Annotated in this window: 20 protein-coding genes; 14 read left to right on the top strand and 6 right to left on the bottom strand. The window is 37.9% G+C overall.

Annotation, left to right across the window (positions count from 1 at the left end; genetic code table 11):
• Positions 1-200: 200 nt before the first annotated feature.
• The 14 genes from hemA to BFL47_RS16455 all read left to right on the top strand — a co-directional run bounded on the left by hemA (position 201) and on the right by BFL47_RS16455 (position 13663).
• Positions 201-1427 (top strand): glutamyl-tRNA reductase, encoded by a 1227-nt coding sequence (gene hemA, locus BFL47_RS16520; RefSeq protein WP_069660897.1) that lies wholly within the window; start codon positions 201-203, stop codon positions 1425-1427.
• A 63-nt stretch (positions 1428-1490) separates the two neighbouring features.
• The gene (gene hemC / locus BFL47_RS16515; protein ID WP_069660896.1) at positions 1491-3071 is read left to right on the top strand and encodes a hydroxymethylbilane synthase; all 1581 of its coding nucleotides are present in this window, start codon (positions 1491-1493) and stop codon (positions 3069-3071) included.
• A gap of 12 nt (positions 3072-3083) precedes the next feature.
• Positions 3084-4055 carry a porphobilinogen synthase gene (gene hemB / locus BFL47_RS16510; RefSeq protein WP_069660895.1) on the top strand — a complete coding sequence of 324 codons (972 nt, stop codon included), beginning with the start codon at positions 3084-3086 and terminating at the stop codon, positions 4053-4055.
• Between the two features lie 17 nt (positions 4056-4072).
• Entirely contained in the window at positions 4073-5431 is a 1359-nt protein-coding gene (gene hemL / locus BFL47_RS16505; RefSeq protein WP_170827342.1) for a glutamate-1-semialdehyde 2,1-aminomutase, read from the top strand.
• Positions 5424-6299 (top strand): sensor histidine kinase, encoded by an 876-nt coding sequence (locus tag BFL47_RS16500; RefSeq protein WP_069660894.1) that lies wholly within the window; start codon positions 5424-5426, stop codon positions 6297-6299. Before hemL ends, BFL47_RS16500 begins: the two co-directional genes overlap by 8 nt.
• A complete protein-coding gene (locus BFL47_RS16495; protein ID WP_016197529.1) occupies positions 6289-6993 on the top strand; it encodes a response regulator transcription factor in 705 nt (234 codons plus the stop codon). Before BFL47_RS16500 ends, BFL47_RS16495 begins: the two co-directional genes overlap by 11 nt.
• A gap of 2 nt (positions 6994-6995) precedes the next feature.
• Entirely contained in the window at positions 6996-7520 is a 525-nt protein-coding gene (locus BFL47_RS16490) for a tetratricopeptide repeat protein (RefSeq protein WP_083257236.1), read from the top strand.
• Complete coding sequence (gene hemE / locus BFL47_RS16485) at positions 7510-8553, top strand: uroporphyrinogen decarboxylase (RefSeq protein WP_069660909.1); 1044 nt, start codon at positions 7510-7512, stop codon at positions 8551-8553. The genes BFL47_RS16490 and hemE overlap by 11 nt, the downstream gene beginning before the upstream one ends.
• A gap of 14 nt (positions 8554-8567) precedes the next feature.
• A complete protein-coding gene (locus BFL47_RS16480) occupies positions 8568-9101 on the top strand; it encodes a CopD family protein (RefSeq protein WP_170827343.1) in 534 nt (177 codons plus the stop codon).
• Positions 9102-9145: 44 nt separating this feature from the next.
• Positions 9146-10273, top strand: coding sequence for a hypothetical protein (locus BFL47_RS16475; RefSeq protein WP_069660892.1), 1128 nt, complete (start codon positions 9146-9148; stop codon positions 10271-10273).
• Between the two features lie 50 nt (positions 10274-10323).
• On the top strand, positions 10324-10893 hold the full coding sequence (locus BFL47_RS16470) for an RNA polymerase sigma factor (protein ID WP_069660891.1): 570 nt from the start codon (positions 10324-10326) through the stop codon (positions 10891-10893).
• The gene (locus BFL47_RS16465) at positions 10874-11656 is read left to right on the top strand and encodes a hypothetical protein (protein ID WP_069660890.1); all 783 of its coding nucleotides are present in this window, start codon (positions 10874-10876) and stop codon (positions 11654-11656) included. The genes BFL47_RS16470 and BFL47_RS16465 overlap by 20 nt, the downstream gene beginning before the upstream one ends.
• A gap of 10 nt (positions 11657-11666) precedes the next feature.
• Positions 11667-12524, top strand: a complete 858-nt coding sequence (locus tag BFL47_RS16460) for an outer membrane beta-barrel protein (RefSeq protein ID WP_069660908.1) — start codon at positions 11667-11669, stop codon at positions 12522-12524.
• 149 nt (positions 12525-12673) lie between these two features.
• A complete protein-coding gene (locus BFL47_RS16455) occupies positions 12674-13663 on the top strand; it encodes an ABC transporter ATP-binding protein (protein ID WP_069660889.1) in 990 nt (329 codons plus the stop codon).
• 22 nt (positions 13664-13685) lie between these two features.
• Here the strand turns inward: BFL47_RS16455 and ilvA are convergent, their stop codons facing one another.
• The 6 genes from ilvA to BFL47_RS16425 form a co-directional block, all read right to left on the bottom strand.
• Positions 13686-14933: a threonine ammonia-lyase IlvA gene (ilvA, locus tag BFL47_RS16450; RefSeq protein ID WP_069660888.1), complete on the bottom strand. Its 1248-nt coding sequence runs from the start codon at positions 14931-14933 to the stop codon at positions 13686-13688.
• 195 nt (positions 14934-15128) lie between these two features.
• Entirely contained in the window at positions 15129-16193 is a 1065-nt protein-coding gene (gene leuB / locus BFL47_RS16445; RefSeq protein ID WP_069660887.1) for a 3-isopropylmalate dehydrogenase, read from the bottom strand.
• A 33-nt stretch (positions 16194-16226) separates the two neighbouring features.
• On the bottom strand, positions 16227-17744 hold the full coding sequence (locus tag BFL47_RS16440) for an alpha-isopropylmalate synthase regulatory domain-containing protein (protein WP_069660886.1): 1518 nt from the start codon (positions 17742-17744) through the stop codon (positions 16227-16229).
• A gap of 110 nt (positions 17745-17854) precedes the next feature.
• Positions 17855-18451, bottom strand: a complete 597-nt coding sequence (gene leuD / locus BFL47_RS16435; RefSeq protein ID WP_069660885.1) for a 3-isopropylmalate dehydratase small subunit — start codon at positions 18449-18451, stop codon at positions 17855-17857.
• 26 nt (positions 18452-18477) lie between these two features.
• Positions 18478-19890, bottom strand: a complete 1413-nt coding sequence (gene leuC, locus BFL47_RS16430) for a 3-isopropylmalate dehydratase large subunit (RefSeq protein ID WP_069660884.1) — start codon at positions 19888-19890, stop codon at positions 18478-18480.
• A 61-nt stretch (positions 19891-19951) separates the two neighbouring features.
• Complete coding sequence (locus BFL47_RS16425) at positions 19952-21460, bottom strand: 2-isopropylmalate synthase (protein WP_069660883.1); 1509 nt, start codon at positions 21458-21460, stop codon at positions 19952-19954.
• Positions 21461-21507 lie beyond the last annotated feature (47 nt).

The following is a 21507-nucleotide window of genomic DNA, read 5'->3' as shown; positions in this document are numbered from 1 at the left end:
TGATAGCGAGCTTGATTGTATTATTTAGTTGTTTGTTGCTGTATATTGCTGATTCGCAATTGGTTGAATTCTTTAATATTTGAAGATTTTAGCTTGCTCTTATTTATAAACGATCTAAATACCTCTGTTTTACAAAGGAATGACAGCCGCTTAAGGCCGTATTGATACATTTGTTGAAGGTTTTTTAAACATACTCAGAGTTGAAACAATTAAAAGTTTTAGCATTTACACATCAGCAGATTGATCTACAGGATCTAGGAAAATTAGTAATTTGCAATCAGTCTCTGATTGGCAAATTAGACTTTGTCAGGCAAAAGTTTGACATTCCAGAAATCTTCTATATCGGCACCTGTAATAGGGTTGAATTTGTATTTTGTGCATCGCAAACTATCAGTCTTTCTTTTATAAGGGAATTTATATCATCGTTGGACTTCTGTATCCCAGAAGACAAGATGGAAGATTTTATTAGTAAAGTCAAGTTCTACGAGGATCAAGATGCGTTTAATCATCTTTTGCGTATTTCCTGTTCATTGGAAAGTCTTGTTGTAGGGGAGAAAGAAATTCTTTCTCAGGTACGTAAAGCTTATGAACAATGCAGAGAAGCAGGATTTACGGGCGACTATCTTCGCATGATCATGGGTCAGGTTGTTAAAACCGCCAAACAGGTTTATACGGATACGAATATTTCCAAAAATCCGATCTCAGTTGTATCTCTTGCATACCGTAAGCTACGCGATCTGAACATGTGTGCTAACTCCCGGATCCTTATTATCGGGGCAGGAGAAACTAATAAGAATATATCTAAATATCTTCAAAAGCATAAATACTCCAATTTTTCTGTGTTTAATCGTACCCTGTCTAAAGCAGAAGATTTAGCAAAAGAATTGCAGGGAGAAGCATACAGTTTGGAGGAGTTAAAAAACTATAAGAAAGGATTTGATGTAATTATTACTTGCACTAGTTGCACTGAACCAATTATTACCAATTCGATATATCAATCTCTTTTGAATGGAGAAACGGATAAAAAGGTGATTGTAGATCTCGCTATACCCAATGATACAGACCCTGATGTTATTTCAAACAATCCGGTTACTTTTATAGAAGTAAGAAGTTTACAGGAAGTAGCTAATCAAAATATGCAGGAGCGTTATCAAGAGTTGGTTCATGCAGAAGTAATTATAGAACAAAATATAAACGAATTCAAACCTATACTACGACAACGGCGTATTGAGCTTGCCATGCGTGATGTTCCAATTAAGATTAAAGAAATTAGAAGGATGGCTGTGGACTCGGTTTTTGCTGATGATATAGGACAACTAGATAGTAATTCGAGGGAAGTTTTAGAACGTGTTATCAATTACATGGAAAAGAAATATATCAGTGTTCCTATGGTTATGGCAAAAGAAATTTTGGTTAATAATAGTTAATTTGCTTCATCCTTGTAAAGCAAATGCAATATTCTTTATTTTTGCAAAAAGGCTAATTTTATTTTGGATAGAAAACTTATCATTGGAACACGGGGAAGTGAGCTTGCTCTCTGGCAAGCGAATTTTGTAAAAGATAGGCTTTTAGAGCTAGGTGTAGAAGCGGATCTTAAAATTATTAAAACTCAGGGAGACAAGATCCTTAATTTACGATTGGATAAACTGGAAGGTAAGGGGTTCTTTACTAAAGAATTAGAAGAAGGGCTGCTCGATAACTCTATTGATATAGCTGTTCATTCACATAAAGACTTACCTACTCAACATCCTGCTGGATTAATCATCGCAGCGGTATCTGAACGCGAAGATCCTCATGAACTTCTGTTAATATTAAAGGATTGTGTCGATATCAAACAAAAGCTATCCGTAAAGTATGGCGGCATGGTTGGTACCTCATCTAATCGTAGAAAGGCACAATTACTTGCTGTACGCCCTGACTTAGAAATTGAAGACCTTCGGGGAAATGTCCCTACGCGGATACAGAAATTAAGGGACGAGGACTATGATGCCATTATCATTGCTAAAGCGGGGGTATTTCGCCTTGGAATTGATTTGAGTGAGTTTCATGTAGAAGAAATTGATCCGACAGAATTTATTCCATCTCCGGCACAAGGAGTATTGGCCATTCAAATTCGCGAGGGCAATCAGGATTTATATGATTTACTTCAAGGGTTGCATCATGCAGACGTTGCGGAAGTTATTGCAGTGGAGCGGAAGGTACTTAACTTATTTAATGGAGGTTGCCATATGCCGCTAGGCTGTTTTTGTAGAAAAGAAAATGGTAAATTTCAGGTTTGGACTTCTAAAGCTGACGAAGGGGATTCATTTCCAAGCAGGCTCTTTATTGAATCCGATACCGCAGATGGCTTAGCCGAACGAATCGTTGCCAAGTTTTCCAAACAGCGTAAATATCCTTCAAAAGTATTTATAACCCGTGAAATCTCTGAATATAGTTATTTCAGAAAAGCAATGGAGGCTAATGGGATTTCAATTGATGGCCGCTCATTGATCCGTACCTTTCCCATTATTAATAAGCTGGATCCTTATATTTTACGTGATGTAGACTGGATATTTTTTAGTAGTAAAAATGCGATTGAATATTTTTTTAATTTAGATCCACAGTTGTCTAAGAAGACCAGGTTTGGTGTTTTAGGACGAGCATCTGAAGAAACACTTAGACGGTTTGGAAAAGTACCGCATTTTAACGGAGAGGAAGAAGGCATTCACACCACAGAGATTGCCAAAGAATTTGCCAGTATTGCAGGAGGCTCTAAGATTTTGTTTCCTGGAGCAAAAGGATCTTTGCGTACCATTCAGCAAATGTTACCCGAGGGTACCCGAATCATTGATTTGCCGATCTATGAAACTGTTTTAGAAGAAAAAGTAGAACAATCACATGCAGATGTGTTGATATTTACAAGTCCGTCCAATGTAGAAGCTTATTTTGAGGATAATTTAATAGAACCCGAACAAAAGGTTATATGTATTGGCCGATCAACAGGAAAGAAATTTGATGAAATGGGTGTAAGTTATACTTTGCCCTATTCGCCAGATGAATTGGGTTTGTCTGAAGCCGTATTCGGGCTATAATAAATAAAAACTATGTTACAAAGACCAAGAAGAAATAGAAAAAGTGAAGTCATTCGTCAGATGGTTAAAGAAACTCATTTGTCGGCATCAAACCTAATATTTCCTCTTTTTATAATAGATGGGATCAACCAGAAAACGGAGATCTCTTCTATGCCGGGGATCTTCCGTTATTCCGTAGATAATTTATTAAGGGAAGTAGAGAGCTGCATGAAGCTTGGCTTAAAATCTTTTGATCTTTTCCCGCGCATTGATGATTCTTTAAAAGATAAATACGCTACTGAAAGTTACCGGGAAGGTTCTTTATATCTCAAGGCAATCTCTGAGGTTAAACACTATTTCCCTGAAGCATGTGTCGTTACTGATGTGGCAATGGATCCTTATAGTTCAGATGGTCATGATGGTATAATAGAAAATGGTGTCATTCTTAATGATGAAACACTAGAAGTATTGGGAAAAATGGCTCTGGCACATGCTCAGGCAGGTGCTGATATCATTGCTCCATCCGATATGATGGATGGTAGAATTGGATATATCCGCCAGGTACTGGATGAAAATGGATTCACCAATGTCTCCTTGATGTCGTACTGTGCGAAATATGCCAGTGCATTTTATGGACCTTTCCGCGATGCATTAGGATCAGCGCCTAAGTCTGGAGATAAAAAATCCTATCAAATGGATCCGTCAAATCAGCGTGAAGCGTTGATAGAAGCTACTCTTGATGAGCAGGAAGGTGCGGATTTTCTTATGGTAAAACCTGCATTGCCTTACCTGGATGTAATTAAGTTGCTAAAAGATCATTCGGATCTGCCGATAGCGGCTTATAATGTTAGTGGTGAATATTCGATGATCAAGGCTGCTGTTCAAAATGGATGGTTAGACGAACAGCGTGCTATAACTGAGGTTTTGACTAGTATCCGTAGGGCTGGAGCGACCGCTATTTTGTCTTATCATTCTAAAGAGGTTCTACTTAACAATTGGATTTAAAAATTAAAAATTTCATTATGTCTGATTTTTCAACATTCCATGAACAACCTATAAATACGACAAGTTTGCCGGATATTAGCAGAACGCAATCAGCTGCACTATATGAAAAAGCTTTGCGCTATTTTCCGGGAGGAGTAAATTCACCTGTGAGGGCATTTAAATCAGTGTTTGGCACCCCCCTTTTTATTAAAAAAGGAGATGGTTGTACGGTTTGGGATGCTGATGGAAACCAATTTGTAGATTTCTGTTGTTCATGGGGACCATTGATTTTGGGACATAATAACCCGGTTGTAAAAGATCATGTGTTACAAGCGATTGATAATGGAATGAGTTTTGGAGCACCCACTGAACTGGAGAATGACCTGGCCTCTCTAATTTTATCAAATAATAAAAAGATTGAAAAGTTGCGTTTTGTAAGCTCAGGTACAGAGGCTGTGATGTCTGCTATCCGACTGGCAAGGGGTTATACCAAGCGGGATAAGATCCTGAAATTTGATGGTTGCTACCATGGACATGTTGATTCGCTATTAGTAAAAGCAGGTTCAGGTTTAGTTACTTTTGGAGAAACATCTTCTGCCGGAGTGCCTAAAGGATTTGCTGATGAAACTATTGTGATTCCTTTAAACGATAAACATGCTGTAAAGGCAGCCTTTGATCAGTTTCCCGGACAAATTGCTGCCATTATAATTGAAGGAATTCCTGCTAACAATGGGTTATTAATCCAGACCAAGGAATACATTCAGTTTTTAAGAGAAATATCAAAGGAGAATCAGTCATTGCTTATTTTTGATGAAGTAATTACAGGTTTCAGATTAGGGTTTGAAGGAGCTGCTGCCTATTATGAGGTAAACCCTGATATAATTACTTATGGTAAGATTATTGGTGGTGGTATGCCGGTAGGTGCTTACGGTTCATCTGCTAAAATAATGGGACATGTTTCTCCAGAGGGGTCTGTTTATCAGGCAGGAACACTGTCTGGGAATCCCGTAGCTATGGCTGCCGGGGTAGGTCAGTTATCCCAATTATTAAAACCTGATTTTTATGAAAAGCTGAATGCAAAAGCAGCTGAATTTGTTGAGGCTATACAAGAATTTGCAAATAAAAGAGGTTATAAGTTTAAAGTGTTTACTGTAGGATCCATGTTTTGGTTTGCGTTTACAGATCAAAATATTCAGGCTGCTGCAGAAATTGATGCATCAAGTATGGTGTATTTTAAGGTGATGCATCGCGAATTATTGAACAGGGGAGTCTACTTGGGTCCCTCAGGTTATGAAATAGGATTTGTTTCGGCTGCGCATACTGCAGCTGATCTCGACAAAGCAAAAAAAGCTATATTTGATAGTCTGGATATTGTATTTTTAAAAGAATATGCGTAAATCTCTGATCATATTTTATGCTTTAATTATTTATGCGCTAGCAGAGCTTATCTGGTGGGGAGTACTGCTAATAGAAGTTCAGCCTGAACGTCAGGCAATGATCCTTGGAGAGGGCGCTGTTTTTCTTTTTCTTTTTTTAACTGGAGCTTATCATCTTCATAAGACCTTGAACAAAGAAAGGATGCTGAAGGAACAGCAAAAAAACTTTTTATTGTCGGTTACGCATGAGTTAAAATCGCCTTTGGCATCTATTAAATTATATATTCAGACCATTTTAAAACGGAATCTGGATAAGGAACAGATTCATTCTTTTTTGAATAATTCCTTAAAGGATATTGAAAGACTGGATGACCTGGTTGAAAATATGCTTCTTGCCACACGAATTGATAATCATTCTTATTCGTTTCCTAAGGAGAAATTTAACCTTACTGAAGTAATCAGGAATGTAGCGAGCCGACTTCAGATCCATACCTGTAGTTCTCAGATTATTAATCTCAATATAGAGCCTGATATTTTTATTACAGGTGATCGTTTTGCACTTACACTGGTAGTCTCAAATCTGATTGAAAATGCAGTAAAGTACTCTCCGCCCTGTGAAGAAATTAAAGTTGAATTGAAGCGAATGCCCCTGGAAGTGAGCCTCACTGTGGCAGATAAAGGTATTGGTATTAAGGATGAAGAGAAGATTCGCATCTTTGAAAAGTTTTATCGTGTAGGAAGTGAAGATACACGTAAAACTAAAGGGACTGGTCTTGGTTTATACATTGTAAAACAGGTGCTGGATAGGCATCTGGCATTTATTAAAGTGAAGAATAACCGGCCTGCCGGAAGTATTTTCGAAGTAACATTTAACACAGATGGCCACTAAACAAAGAATTTTATTAGTAGAGGATGAAGAACATCTTCTTGAAGCAATAAAGCTTAATCTTGAGCTTGAAGGTTACAAAGTAACCACAGCAATTGATGGAAAGAAAGCGTTGAAAATTTTCAAAGAAGAGCGATTTAATTTGATCTTACTGGATGTGATGCTTCCTGAAATTGATGGATTTCAGGTTGCGGAAACAATTAGACTGGAGAATACGGAAGTTCCTATTATGTTTCTTACCGCAAAAAATACCAATGAAGACAAGATCAACGGACTTAAAAAAGGTGCCGATGATTATTTGGTGAAGCCATTTAATTTGGAAGAGTTAATACTTCGTGTGAACAACTTGGTGAAGCGTGGTTTAACCGGCGATGACAAGAAGGAATTGAACACTTATAAAATTGGAGATAAAACGATCTACTTTAATTCATTCGAACTTAGGAATGATGATGGGTCAGTGACTCCTCTTACTAAAAAGGAAACCATGTTGCTTAAGCTTCTTATTGAAAGAAGAAATGAAGCAGTATCGCGTGAACAAATTCTCGAAACGGTGTGGAATTATGATGTATATCCATCTACCCGGACAATCGATAACTTTATCCTGACTTTTAGAAAGTATTTTGAGCCGGATCAAAAGAATCCTATATACTTCCATTCTATAAGAGGAGTCGGTTATAAGTTTACAGAAAGTCATTAAGAATGATCACAAATAAGGTCCGCTTTATTCTGATCGCTTTAGCTGTTGTATTGCTTGCCTGGACGATTACAAAGCAAGAATATCAAGCATCAGCTTTAGTTGCTTTAGGGATCTTACTTTTGATTATTAGTTACTTAAGAGATGGTACTGTCGTATTGGCTGCCCGATCGTTTCAGCGAAATGACTATGACAAAACGGAAAAGTTACTGCAAGAGATTAAATATCCGGAGCGCTTAAGGGCGAAAAGAAGAGGTTATTACGAATTTATTTATGGCAACATTGAATTAAAGCGTCTCAATTATGAAGAAGCTGAAAGGCATTTTCAAATTGCTAGCCGTTTTCCCTTGAGAAATGGAAATGATAAAGCGTACGTGATGGTGCACTTGGCTAATCTTAGCCTTCGAAAGCATGAGTCTGATCGCGCCGAAGCATATCTTGTCAAGGCTCGAGAACTAAAAACAAGTTCAAGAGTGAAGGATATTATATTAAAAATTGAGAAAGAAATACAAAAAAGATTTGAGCAATAAACAAAAAGACTCGTTATTTATTAAGGCAGCATTTTCCCTACCAACTGAACGTCCTCCTATTTGGATGATGCGTCAGGCTGGACGTTTTATGAAAGAGTACTGGGAAATCAAAAACAAATATTCCTTTCTTGAAATGTGCAAAACGCCCGAAATAGCTGCTGATGTAACGATGTTACCAGTAAACCTATTGGGTGTCGATGCTGCAATTCTTTTCTCTGATATACTGGTCACCGCTGAAGCGATGGGAGGCGACTTAAGCTTTACACAAGGGGTTGGTCCCCGTTTTGCAAATCCTGTTCGTTTAAAACAAGATGTAGAAAGGTTAACAACTGATGTATCAGAAAAGCTTCAATATGTCCCTGAAGCAATTAAAGTCATTCAACAAAGACTTGATGGATCAATTCCTTTAATTGGTTTTGCAGGAGCACCTTTTACCGTGATGAGCTATTTAGTGGAAGGAGGGTCATCAAAAGATTTTAAACTCACCAAGTTGATGATTCATAATCAACCTGAATTGGCTCATCAGTTGTTAAATAAAATAGCTGATGTAACTATTACCTATTTGAATATGCAAATAGAAGCAGGTGTAAATGCTGTTCAGCTATTTGATAGTTGGGCACTTGCTCTTTCATGGGATGATTATAGAGAATTTGCTCATCAATATAACGTGAGGATTCTTGCTGGTTTAAACCGCAAAGATATTCCGGTTATTTCTTTCTGTAAGGGAAGTTCGGTTTTCGCTTCTATGATGGCGGAAGCAAAGCCTGATGTGATTTCTGTGGATTGGAATGCTGATTTACTTGATATTAAGAAGATGCTTCCTGCCGGTATAGCCGTTCAAGGCAACCTTGATCCGCATATTTTATATGCGGATAAAAAAGTAATTCGCGAGCGAATTCTTAAATTGCATGAGCGGATGAAGGGAGAGAATGGTTTTATATTCAACCTTGGTCATGGTATAATGCCGGATATTCCTTTTGACCATGTCAAGTATGCAGTTGACGTAATCAAAAATGAACTTACTAATACTTAAAATTCAATCCTTTGTTGTATTTATATGTAAAAGCTATTCACATCATTTTTGTCATCTGCTGGATGGCAGGGCTATTCTATATCGTACGGTTATTCATCTATCATATAGAAGCTAATGATAAAACCGAGCAGGAGAGAATTGTCCTTCATCCCCAGTTTGAGCTTATGGAAAGCCGACTTTGGAATGTAATTACGACGCCTGCAATGCTAATTTCATTGTTGGCAGGAGTATATATGCTTTATCTAAACCCTTACCTTTTGGAAATGGACTGGATGTGGGTGAAACTATCTTTTGTAGTTGGCTTGCTGGTTTACCACTTCATTTGTCAAAAAATCATGCTTCAACTCAGGAAAGGAGTCTTTAAATGGACATCAATGCAACTGCGTGTTTGGAATGAAGTGGCAACGTTACTTCTTTTTGCAATTGTTTTTGTAGTCATATTAAAGAATGCGCTTAATTGGATCTATGGTCTGGTTGGCCTTTTTGTATTCATGATCATAATTATGATAGCAGTTAAGATTTACAAATATTTCCGTTTAAAAAATTAATCTGGAATACATCCAATGGGTGAATTCTCTTACTGAAATACCCCATGAAAAAGCTTCTTTTGCTGATCCTTTGTATTCATTCAGCCCAGTTTGTAAGCGCTCAAATAAAGAACGATTCATTGGAGTACAGAATTCGTCCGGATAGTTTAAGGACTGGTGAATTATATTTAAGTATTCATAATTTTAATTTTTTAAGGAACTATGAGTTCTTTAGTAAATTTCAGGATGGTTATACCCTATACGGTACTCAACTTGAACCTCAGCTTGTCTATTATGCTAATCCAAAACTGGTCCTGACTGCAGGTATCCATATGCGTAAAGATTTTGGAGGGAAAGGTATTTATAAAACTTATCCTTTATTCAGTATTAAATATCAAAATAAAGATTTGGTATTTATAAATGGCGTTTTAGAGGGAAATATCCAGCACCGGTATATAGAACCAATATTTGATATGGAGCGCAAAATAACGAACCCAGTTGAGTATGGAACGCAGTTGCAGATTACTAAGCCTTCTTTTTTTATGGATGTATTCCTGAATTGGAATAATATGATCTATAAATATTCCGGCGAACAAGAGCAATTGTTTGCTGGTGGAACAGCAGATATCAGCTTATTTAAATCTGTCCGGGCAAAATTAACACTTCCCTTACAAGTACTCGCTTTTCATCAGGGAGGGCAGATTGATACCATAGACGCCCCTTTAAAGACCATAATTAATGGTGCCGCTGGTTTAAAGTTCAATTATAAACTAGGAAAGGTTTTCCAGTCTGTATTTACAGAGAATTACTTGGTTAAATATATTGATCACTCCTCTACTCACCTCCAGGCGTATAATAGTGGCAAGGGTTTGTTTCTTAATGCAGGAGTTGAAAGTAAATTCGGAGACCTTATCTTCTCCTATTGGCATGGTAATTCGTATATCTCATCAGCAGGAATGCCTCTTTATCAATCTGTTTCTTACAACGTAGGCAACGAAGGTTATACAGAGAAAATTCGAGAACTGCTTTTGGTTAGATATGTTTACAAAAAGAAACTTGTTCCTAATTTATACCTTGATTTCCGGGTAGAACCTGCATTTGATTTGGGCAATAATGCTTCTAAATCATTTGACTTTCATCATTCCCTATTTTTGGTCTACAAGCAGGAGTTTAGACTATTGGGAAATAAATAGTCCTCCTCATGCAACCTTTGTTGCCAAATGGTCATCTAGATTTTAATAACATGAAAGCTAGTCATCAAGTACTTATTTTAGACCTACTGGATGGTTGCAGGCAAGAAGATCCACATACCCAGGAACTTTTATATAAGTTGATGGCTTCCAAAATGCTTGGGGTATGTATGCGTTATGCCAGGGATCAATTTCAAGCTGAAGATATGCTGCAACTTGGATTCGTCAAAGTGTTTAAAAAAGTGAAAGACTTCAGAGAAGAAGGCTCCTTTGAGGGATGGATAAGGCGGGTAATCTTAAATACGGCTATTGAAGTTTACCGGAAAGAGCAGAAACATTTAAATATTGTAGACTTGGCTGATGTACATGATGCACCTCAGCAAATGTTTAATATGGATGGTTTGGAAGTGAAAGACTTGTTAGCAATGATACAGGAATTGTCTGCTGGATATAGATTGGTATTTAATCTGTATGCCATAGAAGGCTATTCACATAAGGAAATTGCTGAGCAATTAGGGATATCAGAGGGTGCATCTAAATCACAGTTGTCAAGAGCGCGCACGATATTAAAAGGGAAATTGGCTAAAACGGAGGGGATAAATTATGAAAACACAAACAGATAACGACTTTGATAAGTTGTTTAAAGATAGACTGGAAGATATTGAACTTGTGCCTTCACAAAAGGTTTGGGCAAAAATATCCAGTGATATCAGTTTGCCAGTAAAAAATAAAAAGAGAATACCATTAATATGGCTTGTAGCTGCAAGTATCTCTTTACTTTTTGTTTTAAGTTTAGTACTGATTCCAGGAAAAGAACCTATAAAACTTCAGGCTTCAATTCAGCCTTCCACTGAATATAAGGAACCTGTTATTCCGGTAAAAGCAAAGCGTGGTTCAGTAGGTAGACTCAAAGGAATTGTATTTCTTAATAGACTTGCATCCATGCGTGTAGAAAAAGATAAACGCTTAAAATCATACAAGATAACAGGAAAAGCAATCGCTGATAACATAAAGAATTTACCCTTATTAACTGAAGTAAACGTGGAAAATCCTGTTGTAATATTACCTCCTGTTGTAATATTAAAGGAAGAAACTGTAGTTATTGCCTCTATTCCCTCCTTCATTGCGATGCATGACCCTAGTGTTCTCAAGGAGATAAATCCCCGGAGAATAAATAATGAGCAAACTACAGACGTTGATTACCAGGATAAACAAACCGGAATTCGATCTATTGGTGACCTTGTGAACTTTGTAGTCCGCCATGTTGATCATCGGGACGAGAAAATTATAGAATTTTCCAATCATGATGAGGGATCTTCCCTAACTGGAATTAATTTGGGCCTTATTAAAATAAGAGCAAAACAAAATGACATCAAATCTAATTAATCAAATATTTATGAAACCTTTAGTTCTCTTCTCCCTGTTTCTTGTATGTATTCAAACTGGATTTGCATCGTTCAAACCTGATACAACAATAAAATACTCTTCTAGTTCTGATTCAACTATAACAAGATCCTCTTCTAATTCCGATACAACAGTAATTAAAAAGAGTAAAAATGTAAGATTTGAATGGTCCATTGGTAAAAATGATAGTGATAGTTCGAAGTCAATACGTACACACAGAAAGGCTCCTGGCGTTATATATGGACTAACGTTATCCCGATTTGATTTAGGGTTTTCCAAATTAGTCTATAACGGAAGTTTTACACTTTCTGACGCTAACAATTTTCTTGAATATAACGGATGGAAAACCACTACAGTAGGATTTGATCTTTTACAGTTCGGCTATCGGTTCAATAGTAGCTTTAAAATATATTTAGCTGCTGGCTTTGATTGGACGCTTATACGTTTAAAAAAGAATATTACAATGAGTAGGAATTCTCCCGTATTAGCTTATGAGGTCTCTGACGTTGAGTTTGACAAAAATAGATTTTCTTCTACTTATATTCGATTACCGCTATCTTTTGAATGGAGATCAAAGGATGATAATCGTGGAAACAAATTCAGATTAATAGCTGGTCCTGATATGGGATTTTTACTTAATGGAAAAGTCAAGCAAAAAAGCAGTGAGAATGGTAAACAGAAATTCAATGATAACTACCATTTTGCCACATTCAGGTATGGCGCTTTTGCCCGAATAGGTTATGGAGGAACAGGTTTATTTGCAAAATATTACTTTAACGATATGTTTGAGAATAGTCCGGCTCAGGAAGGTTTACAAAATATGTCCTTTGGGGTATCCTTAGGGTTTTAATCAATGAGCTAAGAAACAGATAACCAAATTTGTTTAGGCTTATCTGCTTTAATACGTTAAAAGCTTGATTTTTATTTATATTTAAAAATACTTAGTCACCCTGCTAATTCCTGATCAAGGACCGCAGGGTTTTTTAATTCATATTGCACATGATAAATCAACCTGCTATTGAGCTCAAGCACGTTACAAAATTATATAATACACAACCGTTATCTGGTGTTGAATCAATTAATCTAACGATACAGACAGGAACAATAACTGTAATTGCTGGTGCTAGTGGAAGTGGGAAGAGTACATTGATAAAGCTTATATCCGGACTTATGAGTCCTGATTCAGGTGAAGTTTATTATCAGGGAAAGCATGTAGCTGGTCCATCAGAAAAACTCATTCCAGGACATGATGCTATGAAAACCGTAGCTCAAGATTTTAATCTCAATATCTATGCAAAAGTGTACGATAACATAGCAGGATTGTTATCCAATACCGATCTTAAAGGTAAGCAGCGTAAAACTTTTGAAGTAATGGAGTTTTTAAAAATTGATCATCTAGCTCAAAAGCGGGCAGTAGATTTGAGTGGAGGAGAGCAGCAACGCGTAGCTATAGCACGTGCAATCATTACTGGTCCGGAAGTACTCTTGTTAGATGAACCATTTAGCCAGGTAGATGCCATGTTTAAGAATGAGTTAAGAGCCGATATTCGACGCATGGCTACCTATTTGGGTATCACGGTCGTACTGGTTTCTCATGATCCTCTTGATGGTCTGTCTCTCGCTGATAACATGGTGATTATTAAAGATGGGAAATTAGTAGAGGAGGGTAGTCCCTATGATTTATATAATCATCCAAAAGAACTATATACAGCAACATTATTAACAAACTGTAATGTGCTTCCTTCAGAAGACGCCGCCATAGTAGGCATCTTCTCTGAAAAGGATAATGTTGTCATTTATCCGGAATGGATTGTATTTAATGACCGTGGACTTAACTGTTTCATTAAAGAATGCCTTTTTAAAGGATTCTATGAGGAGGTGGTGTTAGAGTACCAAGGAGTCATTTTACGTGCATTAAGCCAAAGTCCGGGCAAATATAAAAAGGGGAGTTGGATACAAGCAGAACTGACTCGTTTTTATGAGTATTGAATTCATAATGATAGATATTAAGCTATACCAGATATTCAAATAATGTTTTGTCTCTATTAATCTCTTTATAATCAAATCGATGTGCCTCCATTCTTTGGATAAGTGAAGCATAATCATCATTAGATTTAAGTTCAATTCCTACTAATGCTGGTCCAAACTCTCTTTGTGTTTTTTTTATAAATTCAAAACGAGTAATATCATCTGTTGAACCTAATACATGATTGACAAATAACTTCAAAGCACCCGGACGTTGTGGGAAACGGATCACAAAGTAATGTTTGAGCCCTTCATATAACAAGGAAAGCTCTTTTATCTCTTGCATGCGTTCAATATCATTATTCCCTCCGCTGATAATACAAACTACTTTTTTACCTTTAATCTGGTCCTTGCAAAGATCAAGGGCAGCGACAGATAATGCCCCCGCAGGCTCGGCAACAATGGCATCCTGGTTGTAAAGTTGTAATATGGTGGTACAAACCTTTCCTTCGGGCACTAAAATGATACCATCCAGTACTTCTTTACAGATCGAATAAGTTAGTTCTCCCACACGCTTCACAGAGGCACCATCAACGAAATTGTTTATCTCATCTAAGGTTACAGGACCTCCATTCTCGAAGGCCTTAGTCATGGAAGGTGCACCCTGTGGTTCAACTCCCCAAAGTTTAATAGCAGGGTTTTTCTGTTTGAAGTAGCTCCCGGAGCCGGCAGCTAGTCCCCCTCCGCCAATAGGTATCAATATTACCTCTGCATCTTCAAGATCCTGCATGATTTCTACCCCTACTGTTCCCTGACCTTCAATGATGTTATAATTATCAAATGGGGGTATGAAATTCATGTCATGGTCTTTGGTATAGATCAATGCTTCCCGAAGGCAGTCATCAAAAGTATCTCCCACCAAAATGATTTCAACCATTCCGTCTCCAAACATTCTTGTTTGGTCAAGCTTCTGTTTGGGTGTTATTTCAGGCATGAAAATTACGCCACGTGTATTTAGCTTTCTGCAAGAGAAAGCAACGCCTTGAGCATGATTTCCCGCACTAGCACATACCACACCCTTTGATAGCTGCTCTTCAGAAAGTTGAACGATCATATTGTAGGCTCCTCTGAGCTTATAAGATCGTACTATTTGCAAATCCTCTCTTTTGAGATACACTTCACAATCGTATTTAACGGATAGTCTGGAATTGTATATTAATGGAGTACGTTTGATTACTTCTTTTAACCGTTCAGCAGCTATTTTCGGGTTGAATTTAACTTCAAGATCTGACATGTATATATTTATGAATCGAAAAGGCAAATTTAAACAGTAATATGGGATATTAGTACCTTTTCTTATAAAAAGAAAGGCTGTCACCCGTATAAGGAACAGCCTTTCTTTTTATAAGAATTCAAATCGTATTAAACAAGTGTTATTCAAACCGAACAAAGGGATCTAATTGTTTTATACCCTGCAATCCTTTTAGAATCAAGCGATGTTAGCAGCTAACCAATCACCCACTTCAGTAGTTTTATACGCTTTTTTGCCTTTAACTACGATGTCTTCAGTTACAATACCTTCATCTAAAGATTTATTCACAACAGATCTGATTAATTCTGCTTCTTCTTTCAAACCGAAAGCATCTTCAAACATCATTGCAGCAGATAAAACTGTTGCTAATGGATTGGCAATATCCAGTCCTGCTGCCTGAGGGTAAGAACCATGTATAGGCTCAAATAATGATGTATGCAAACCAATCGAAGATGAAGGCATTAATCCCATTGAACCTGATATAACGGAAGCTTCATCTGTTAAAATGTCGCCAAATAAGTTTTCAGTGATCAATACATCATATGAACTTGGCCATTGAACCAGGCGCATCGCTACCGCGTCAACAAATTCGTAACTAACCTTTACTTCAGGGTAATCTTTTTCCATGGCCTGAACGGTTTCTCTCCATAAACGGGAGGACTCCAGAACGTTCGCTTTGTCTACACAGCATAATTTTTTACTTCGGCTCATCGCCATTTCAAAACCTAATTTAGCTAGACGCTGCACTTCAACTCTTGTATAGGTACAGGTATCGAATGCGGTATTTCCATCGTCTTTACGGCCCCTCTCTCCAAAATAAATTCCACCCGTTAACTCACGTAATATGATCAAATCAGTACCTTCAATTCGCTCTCTTTTTAAAGGAGAGTTATCAATTAAAGAAGGAAAAGTAAATGTTGGACGAACGTTTGCAAACAAGCCTAATTTCTGGCGCATTTTTAACAAACCTTGTTCCGGACGAACAGTAGCTTTTGGGTCATTATCATAACGGGGATGCCCGATAGCGCCGAATAAAACAGCATCTGCTGCCATACAAACAGCATGAGTTTCATCAGGATAGGGCTCACCAACAGCATCTATAGCTGCAGCACCAGTAAGTGCGGAAGTCCAATTCACCTCATGGTTAAATTTAATTGCTACTGCGTTGACTACTTTTACAGCCTGGTCTATTACTTCAGGTCCTATTCCATCTCCGGCTAAAAGAGCTATATTTAATTTCATTTTTATTTAGTTATTCTCGTTAAGTATTGATTCTTAGATAATATTTAACATCTTCTGTGTCGATTTAATGGCACATACCGTTTGATCGGAATCTAATCCCCTTGTGATAAAAGTTTTATGTGTGGTTTCCCAAGTGATTATCGTCTCACATAAGGCATCAGAGTGACTCCCCGGGGCTATTCTTACCGCGTAATCTACAAGTTTAGGTAAGCAAAGATCTTTCATTACGTAAATTTTAGTCAGCGCTTTCATAAAGGCATCGAACTGCCCATCACCCTGCGCACTCTCTTCAAATAATTCTCCGTGAATGCGTACACAAATAGTTGCTGATGGTCTAAGTCCTTTCGAATTTGTTAGAACGTAAGACTCTATAACCACTTTATCTTCGTACGTACTACTGTCAAGTACATCTGAAATGATATATGGAAGGTCTTCCATGGTTACCGTTTCTTTTTTGTCGCCTAGTTCGATGACTCGTTGTGTGACCTTTTTTATTTCATCATCATTTAACCTTAGGCCTAACTCCTGAAGGTTCTTTTCAATGTTGGCTTTGCCTGAAGTTTTACCTAAGGCATATTTGCGTTTTCTGCCAAACCGTTCAGGTAGCAAATCATTGAAGTAAAGATTGTTTTTATTGTCCCCGTCTGCATGAATCCCTGCTGTTTGTGTAAAAACGTTGTCACCTACAATGGGTTTATTAGCTGGTATTCTGATTCCCGAAAATGTTTCCACCAGCTTACTCACTTTATATATCGAAGACTCTTCTATAGATACCTCAATATCAGGAAGAAAATCTTTGATCACCGCAATCGCACTCGCCATCGACGCGTTGCCTGCCCTTTCACCCATTCCGTTTACGGTCAAATGTAATCCATCAACTCCTGCTTTAACTGCTTCTAATACATTTGCGTTGCCCAGATCATAATCGTTATGTGCATGAAAATCAAAATGGAAAAGAGGATACTTCAACTTCAAACCAGCAATAAAACTAAATGTCTCCGAAGGTGATAATACACCTAACGTATCCGGTAAAAGGACCCGCTCAATTTTCTGAGTAGTTAAAAAGTCTAGATATTGTATCACATATTCTTGCGAATTACGCATACCATTACTCCAGTCTTCTAAGTATACATTGGTTGTAATACCCTTTTGAGCAGCCAGACTTATAACATGAGCTACTTCTGCGAAATGTTGTGACGGCGTTTTTTTTAACTGATGAGTCAAATGATTCAAAGAACCCTTGGTTAATAAATTCTGCACCTGAACACCCGCATTTACCATCCAGTCTATGGATGTTCCATTATCAACAAATGATAAGACTTCTATTTTGTTGAGATGTTCATTAGCCTTAGCCCATTGTGTGATCGCCTTAACCGACTCCAGTTCTCCCGCTGATACCCGTGCCGAAGCAACTTCAACGCGGTCAACAGCAAGCTCTTCTATTAGGAGTTTACTGATTGTTAATTTCTCTGAAGTAGAAAATGACACGCCTGAGGTCTGTTCACCATCCCGCAAGGTCGTATCCATTATCTCAATTTTTCTCTTTTTCATGTAATGGCTTAACCGGTTATATAAGCCTCAAAAAACAGAAGTTGATGCATTGATCTGCAAAAAAGCACTCCTCTGTTTTCTAAGACTTTAATTTAGCAACATCATATCTATTAAAGAGGAAGATGTAAGGCAAACTCCTGGATCTCAGTTTTAATATTTTGTAAATAGTCAATATCATCAAATCCATTGGTCATGTTACCCTTTTTATAAGGACTGATTTCAAAGCTTTCTTGCTCTCCGGTTGAAAGAAGTGTGATCGTTTGCTCAGGAAGATTTACTTCAAGTTCAGCTCGTGGATCAGCAAAAACAGCAGTGAATATTTTCTCTAAAAATTCCGGACTAACCTGTACGGGTAACACCCCAATATTCAGACAGTTGTTTCTGAAGATATCAGCAAAAAAGCTGGATACCACACATCTGAAACCGTAATCATAAACGGCCCATGCAGCATGCTCCCTGGAAGAACCGGACCCAAAGTTTTTACCTCCAACTAATATCTTACCACTATAAACAGGGTTATTAAGAATGAAGTCTTGTTTTGGTGTGTTATCTGCATTATAGCGCCAATCGCGGAAAAGATTATCTCCGAATCCAACTCTTTCGGTAGCTTTTAAAAAACGTGCCGGTATAAGTTGGTCAGTATCTACATTTTCAATAGGTAGAGGAACTGCTGTGCTTTTTAATATATTGAAATTATCGTATGCCATTTTTTGAATTAATTAAACTTAGAAACTCAAACTAGTTCTAGTTCGTGAATTAATGTTCTAGGGTCAGTTACTACACCTGTTACAGCTGCTGCGGCAGCAACCAACGGGCTGGCTAGCATTGTTCTTGCGCCAGGACCTTGTCTGCCTTCAAAGTTTCTGTTTGAAGTACTCACCGCATACTTTCCTGCAGGTATCTTATCATCGTTCATGGCCAGACAAGCTGAGCAACCAGGCTGACGCAAAGTAAACCCTGCTTCAATGAAAATATCCAACAATCCTTCCTCTTTAATTTGAGCCTCTACAATATGAGAACCGGGAACTAACCATGCTGTTACATTGTCCGCTTTTTTCCTGCCTTTAACTAAAGAAGCGAATGCTCTAAAATCCTCAATTCGTCCGTTTGTACAGCTACCCACGAATACAAAATCGACCGGTTTGCCAACAATGGAATCACCTTCAGAAAATCCCATGTATTTTAAAGACTTTTCATAAGTAGTTACTCCTCCTTCCACATCCTCTGCATCGGGGATATGGTTAGAGATTCCCATTCCCATACCTGGATTTGTTCCATAGGTAATCATCGGCTCTATAGTCGATCCATCAAAAGTTAATTCCTTATCAAACGTAGCGTCCGCATCCGTTTTAAGCGTAAGCCAGTAAGCCATTGCTTTATCCCAAGCTTCACCTTTGGGACTAAATTCGCGACCCTTTACATAATTAAAGGTAGTTTCATCTGGTGCAATCATTCCACCACGTGCACCCATTTCAATACTTAAGTTGCAAACCGTCATCCGGCCTTCCATACTCATATTCTCAAAAACTTCTCCTGCATATTCTACAAAGTAACCTGTAGCACCTGACGTGGTCAGTTTCGATATGATATATAAGGCAACATCTTTTGGCGTAACACCAAGTCCTAATTTTCCAATCACATTGATCCGCATGCTCTTTGCTTTGGGCTGCATGATACATTGTGTAGAAAGTACCATCTCTACTTCGGATGTTCCGATACCAAAAGCGATGGCACCAAAAGCACCATGTGTTGAGGTATGCGAATCACCACATACAATAGTGGCACCTGGTTGAGTTATTCCGTATTCCGGACCTACAACATGCACAATTCCATTTTTCTGGTGACCAAGTCCCCAGTAACTAATTCCGTATTCGTTCGAGTTTGTCTCCAAAGCCTTCAACTGTTTCGCAGAAAGAGGATCGGCTACAGGCAAATGCTGATTAATTGTTGGAGTATTATGATCTGCTGTAGCAAACGTACGCTCCGGATATAATACCTTAATTCCTCTTGTTTTCAATCCTAAAAAAGCTACAGGACTTGTCACTTCATGAATCAGGTGGCGGTCAATAAATAACACATCAGGTCCACCTTCAATCTTCTTCACAACGTGTGTATCCCACACCTTGTCAAATAACGTCTTACTCATTTTTTGATATTTTATAATTCTCAAAACGCCCTTGTAGGGTTTGTCTCAATTAATTTATTGTTTATACAAATTTATTTAAAGCATCCAGATACGCATTAGCAGAAGCACGAACGATATCAGTGCTAAAGCCATATCCCATATAGGATTTATCTTCATGAATAACCCGCATGTCTACCTTACTGACATCATCACTTCCACCCTGGATAGAATGAATGTTAAATTCTTTAATCTCTACATCCGAAGCCATAATGCTTTGAATGGCATTGATTGTTGCACTAACCGGACCATTTCCAACTGCAGTAGCCTGATGTTCAATTCCTTTGTAGTTCAAATTTATTACGGCCGATGGTTCAGATTCATTGCCACAAGTAACCAGCAATGAATTGATTTTCACTCCGTTTTTGTAGTTCACTTCAGTTTCAACACCCATAAGAAATAAAAGATCATCATCCTTAATTTCCTTTTTAGCATCAGCCATCGTTAAAAAACGTTGGTAAACCTGATCCAGATCAAGGCGGTCATTGGCATAGCCTAATCGCTCTAAATGATGTTTAAGTGCATGCCGGCCACTGCGAGCCGTTAAAATTATTTCCGACTGATCAATCCCAACATCTTCAGGATTAATTATTTCATAATTCTCACGATGCTTCAATACACCATCCTGGTGGATACCAGAACTATGGGCAAAAGCATTCTTCCCAACAATAGCTTTGTTTGGTTGAACCGGCATCCGCATCATTCTGCTTACCATGCCACTCAGTTCATATATATGTTTGGTATTAATTTTATTCGTCAGATTAAGGGAATGATGCGTTTTTAGTATCATCACTACTTCCTCTAATGAAGTATTCCCTGCACGTTCGCCAATACCATTAATGGTACATTCTACCTGGCGTGCCCCATTTTGTAAACCTGATATAGTATTCGCAGTTGCTAAGCCTAAATCATTATGGCAATGAACAGAAATAATGGCCTGATCAATATTTTTTACGTTTTCTTTCAGATAAAGGATTTTGGAGCCATATTGTTCCGGAAGACAGTAGCCGTTTGTATCAGGTATATTAACTACTGTTGCGCCTGCAGCGATTACAGCTTCAATCATTTGAGCCAGATATGCATTGTCAGCTCTTCCTGCATCTTCTGCATAGAATTCAATGTCCTCTACAAACTTCTTTGCATATTTTACAGCCTCTACAGCGCGCTCTATAATTTCTTCCCTGGTACTATTGAACTTGTATTTGATATGCATATCTGATGCGCCTATCCCTGTATGGATACGTGGATGACGGGCATGTTTTAATGCTTCTACTGCACAATCAATATCTCCTTTGTTTGCACGGGTTAGTGCACAAATAATGGGGTCGCGTATAATTTTTGATAGCTCAACTACACTTTTAAAGTCTCCTGGACTCGAAATAGGAAACCCAGCCTCAATAACATCTACACCCAGGGATTGCAATTCTTCAGCGATAACAATCTTTTCCCGGGTAGTTAATTGTGAACCTGGTACTTGTTCTCCATCACGAAGTGTGGTGTCAAAAATAAATATACGATTAGGATCGTGTAACATTCTATTTGCTTTATAGCGATGTCTCTTTCGACAAGGCTTCAGTATTT

It is taken from the genome of Arcticibacter eurypsychrophilus, from assembly GCF_001730525.1.
GTDB lineage: Bacteria > Bacteroidota > Bacteroidia > Sphingobacteriales > Sphingobacteriaceae > Arcticibacter > Arcticibacter eurypsychrophilus.
The sequence above is the reverse complement of the archived record's forward strand: the minus strand, read 5'-3'. Positions and strand labels throughout refer to the sequence as shown.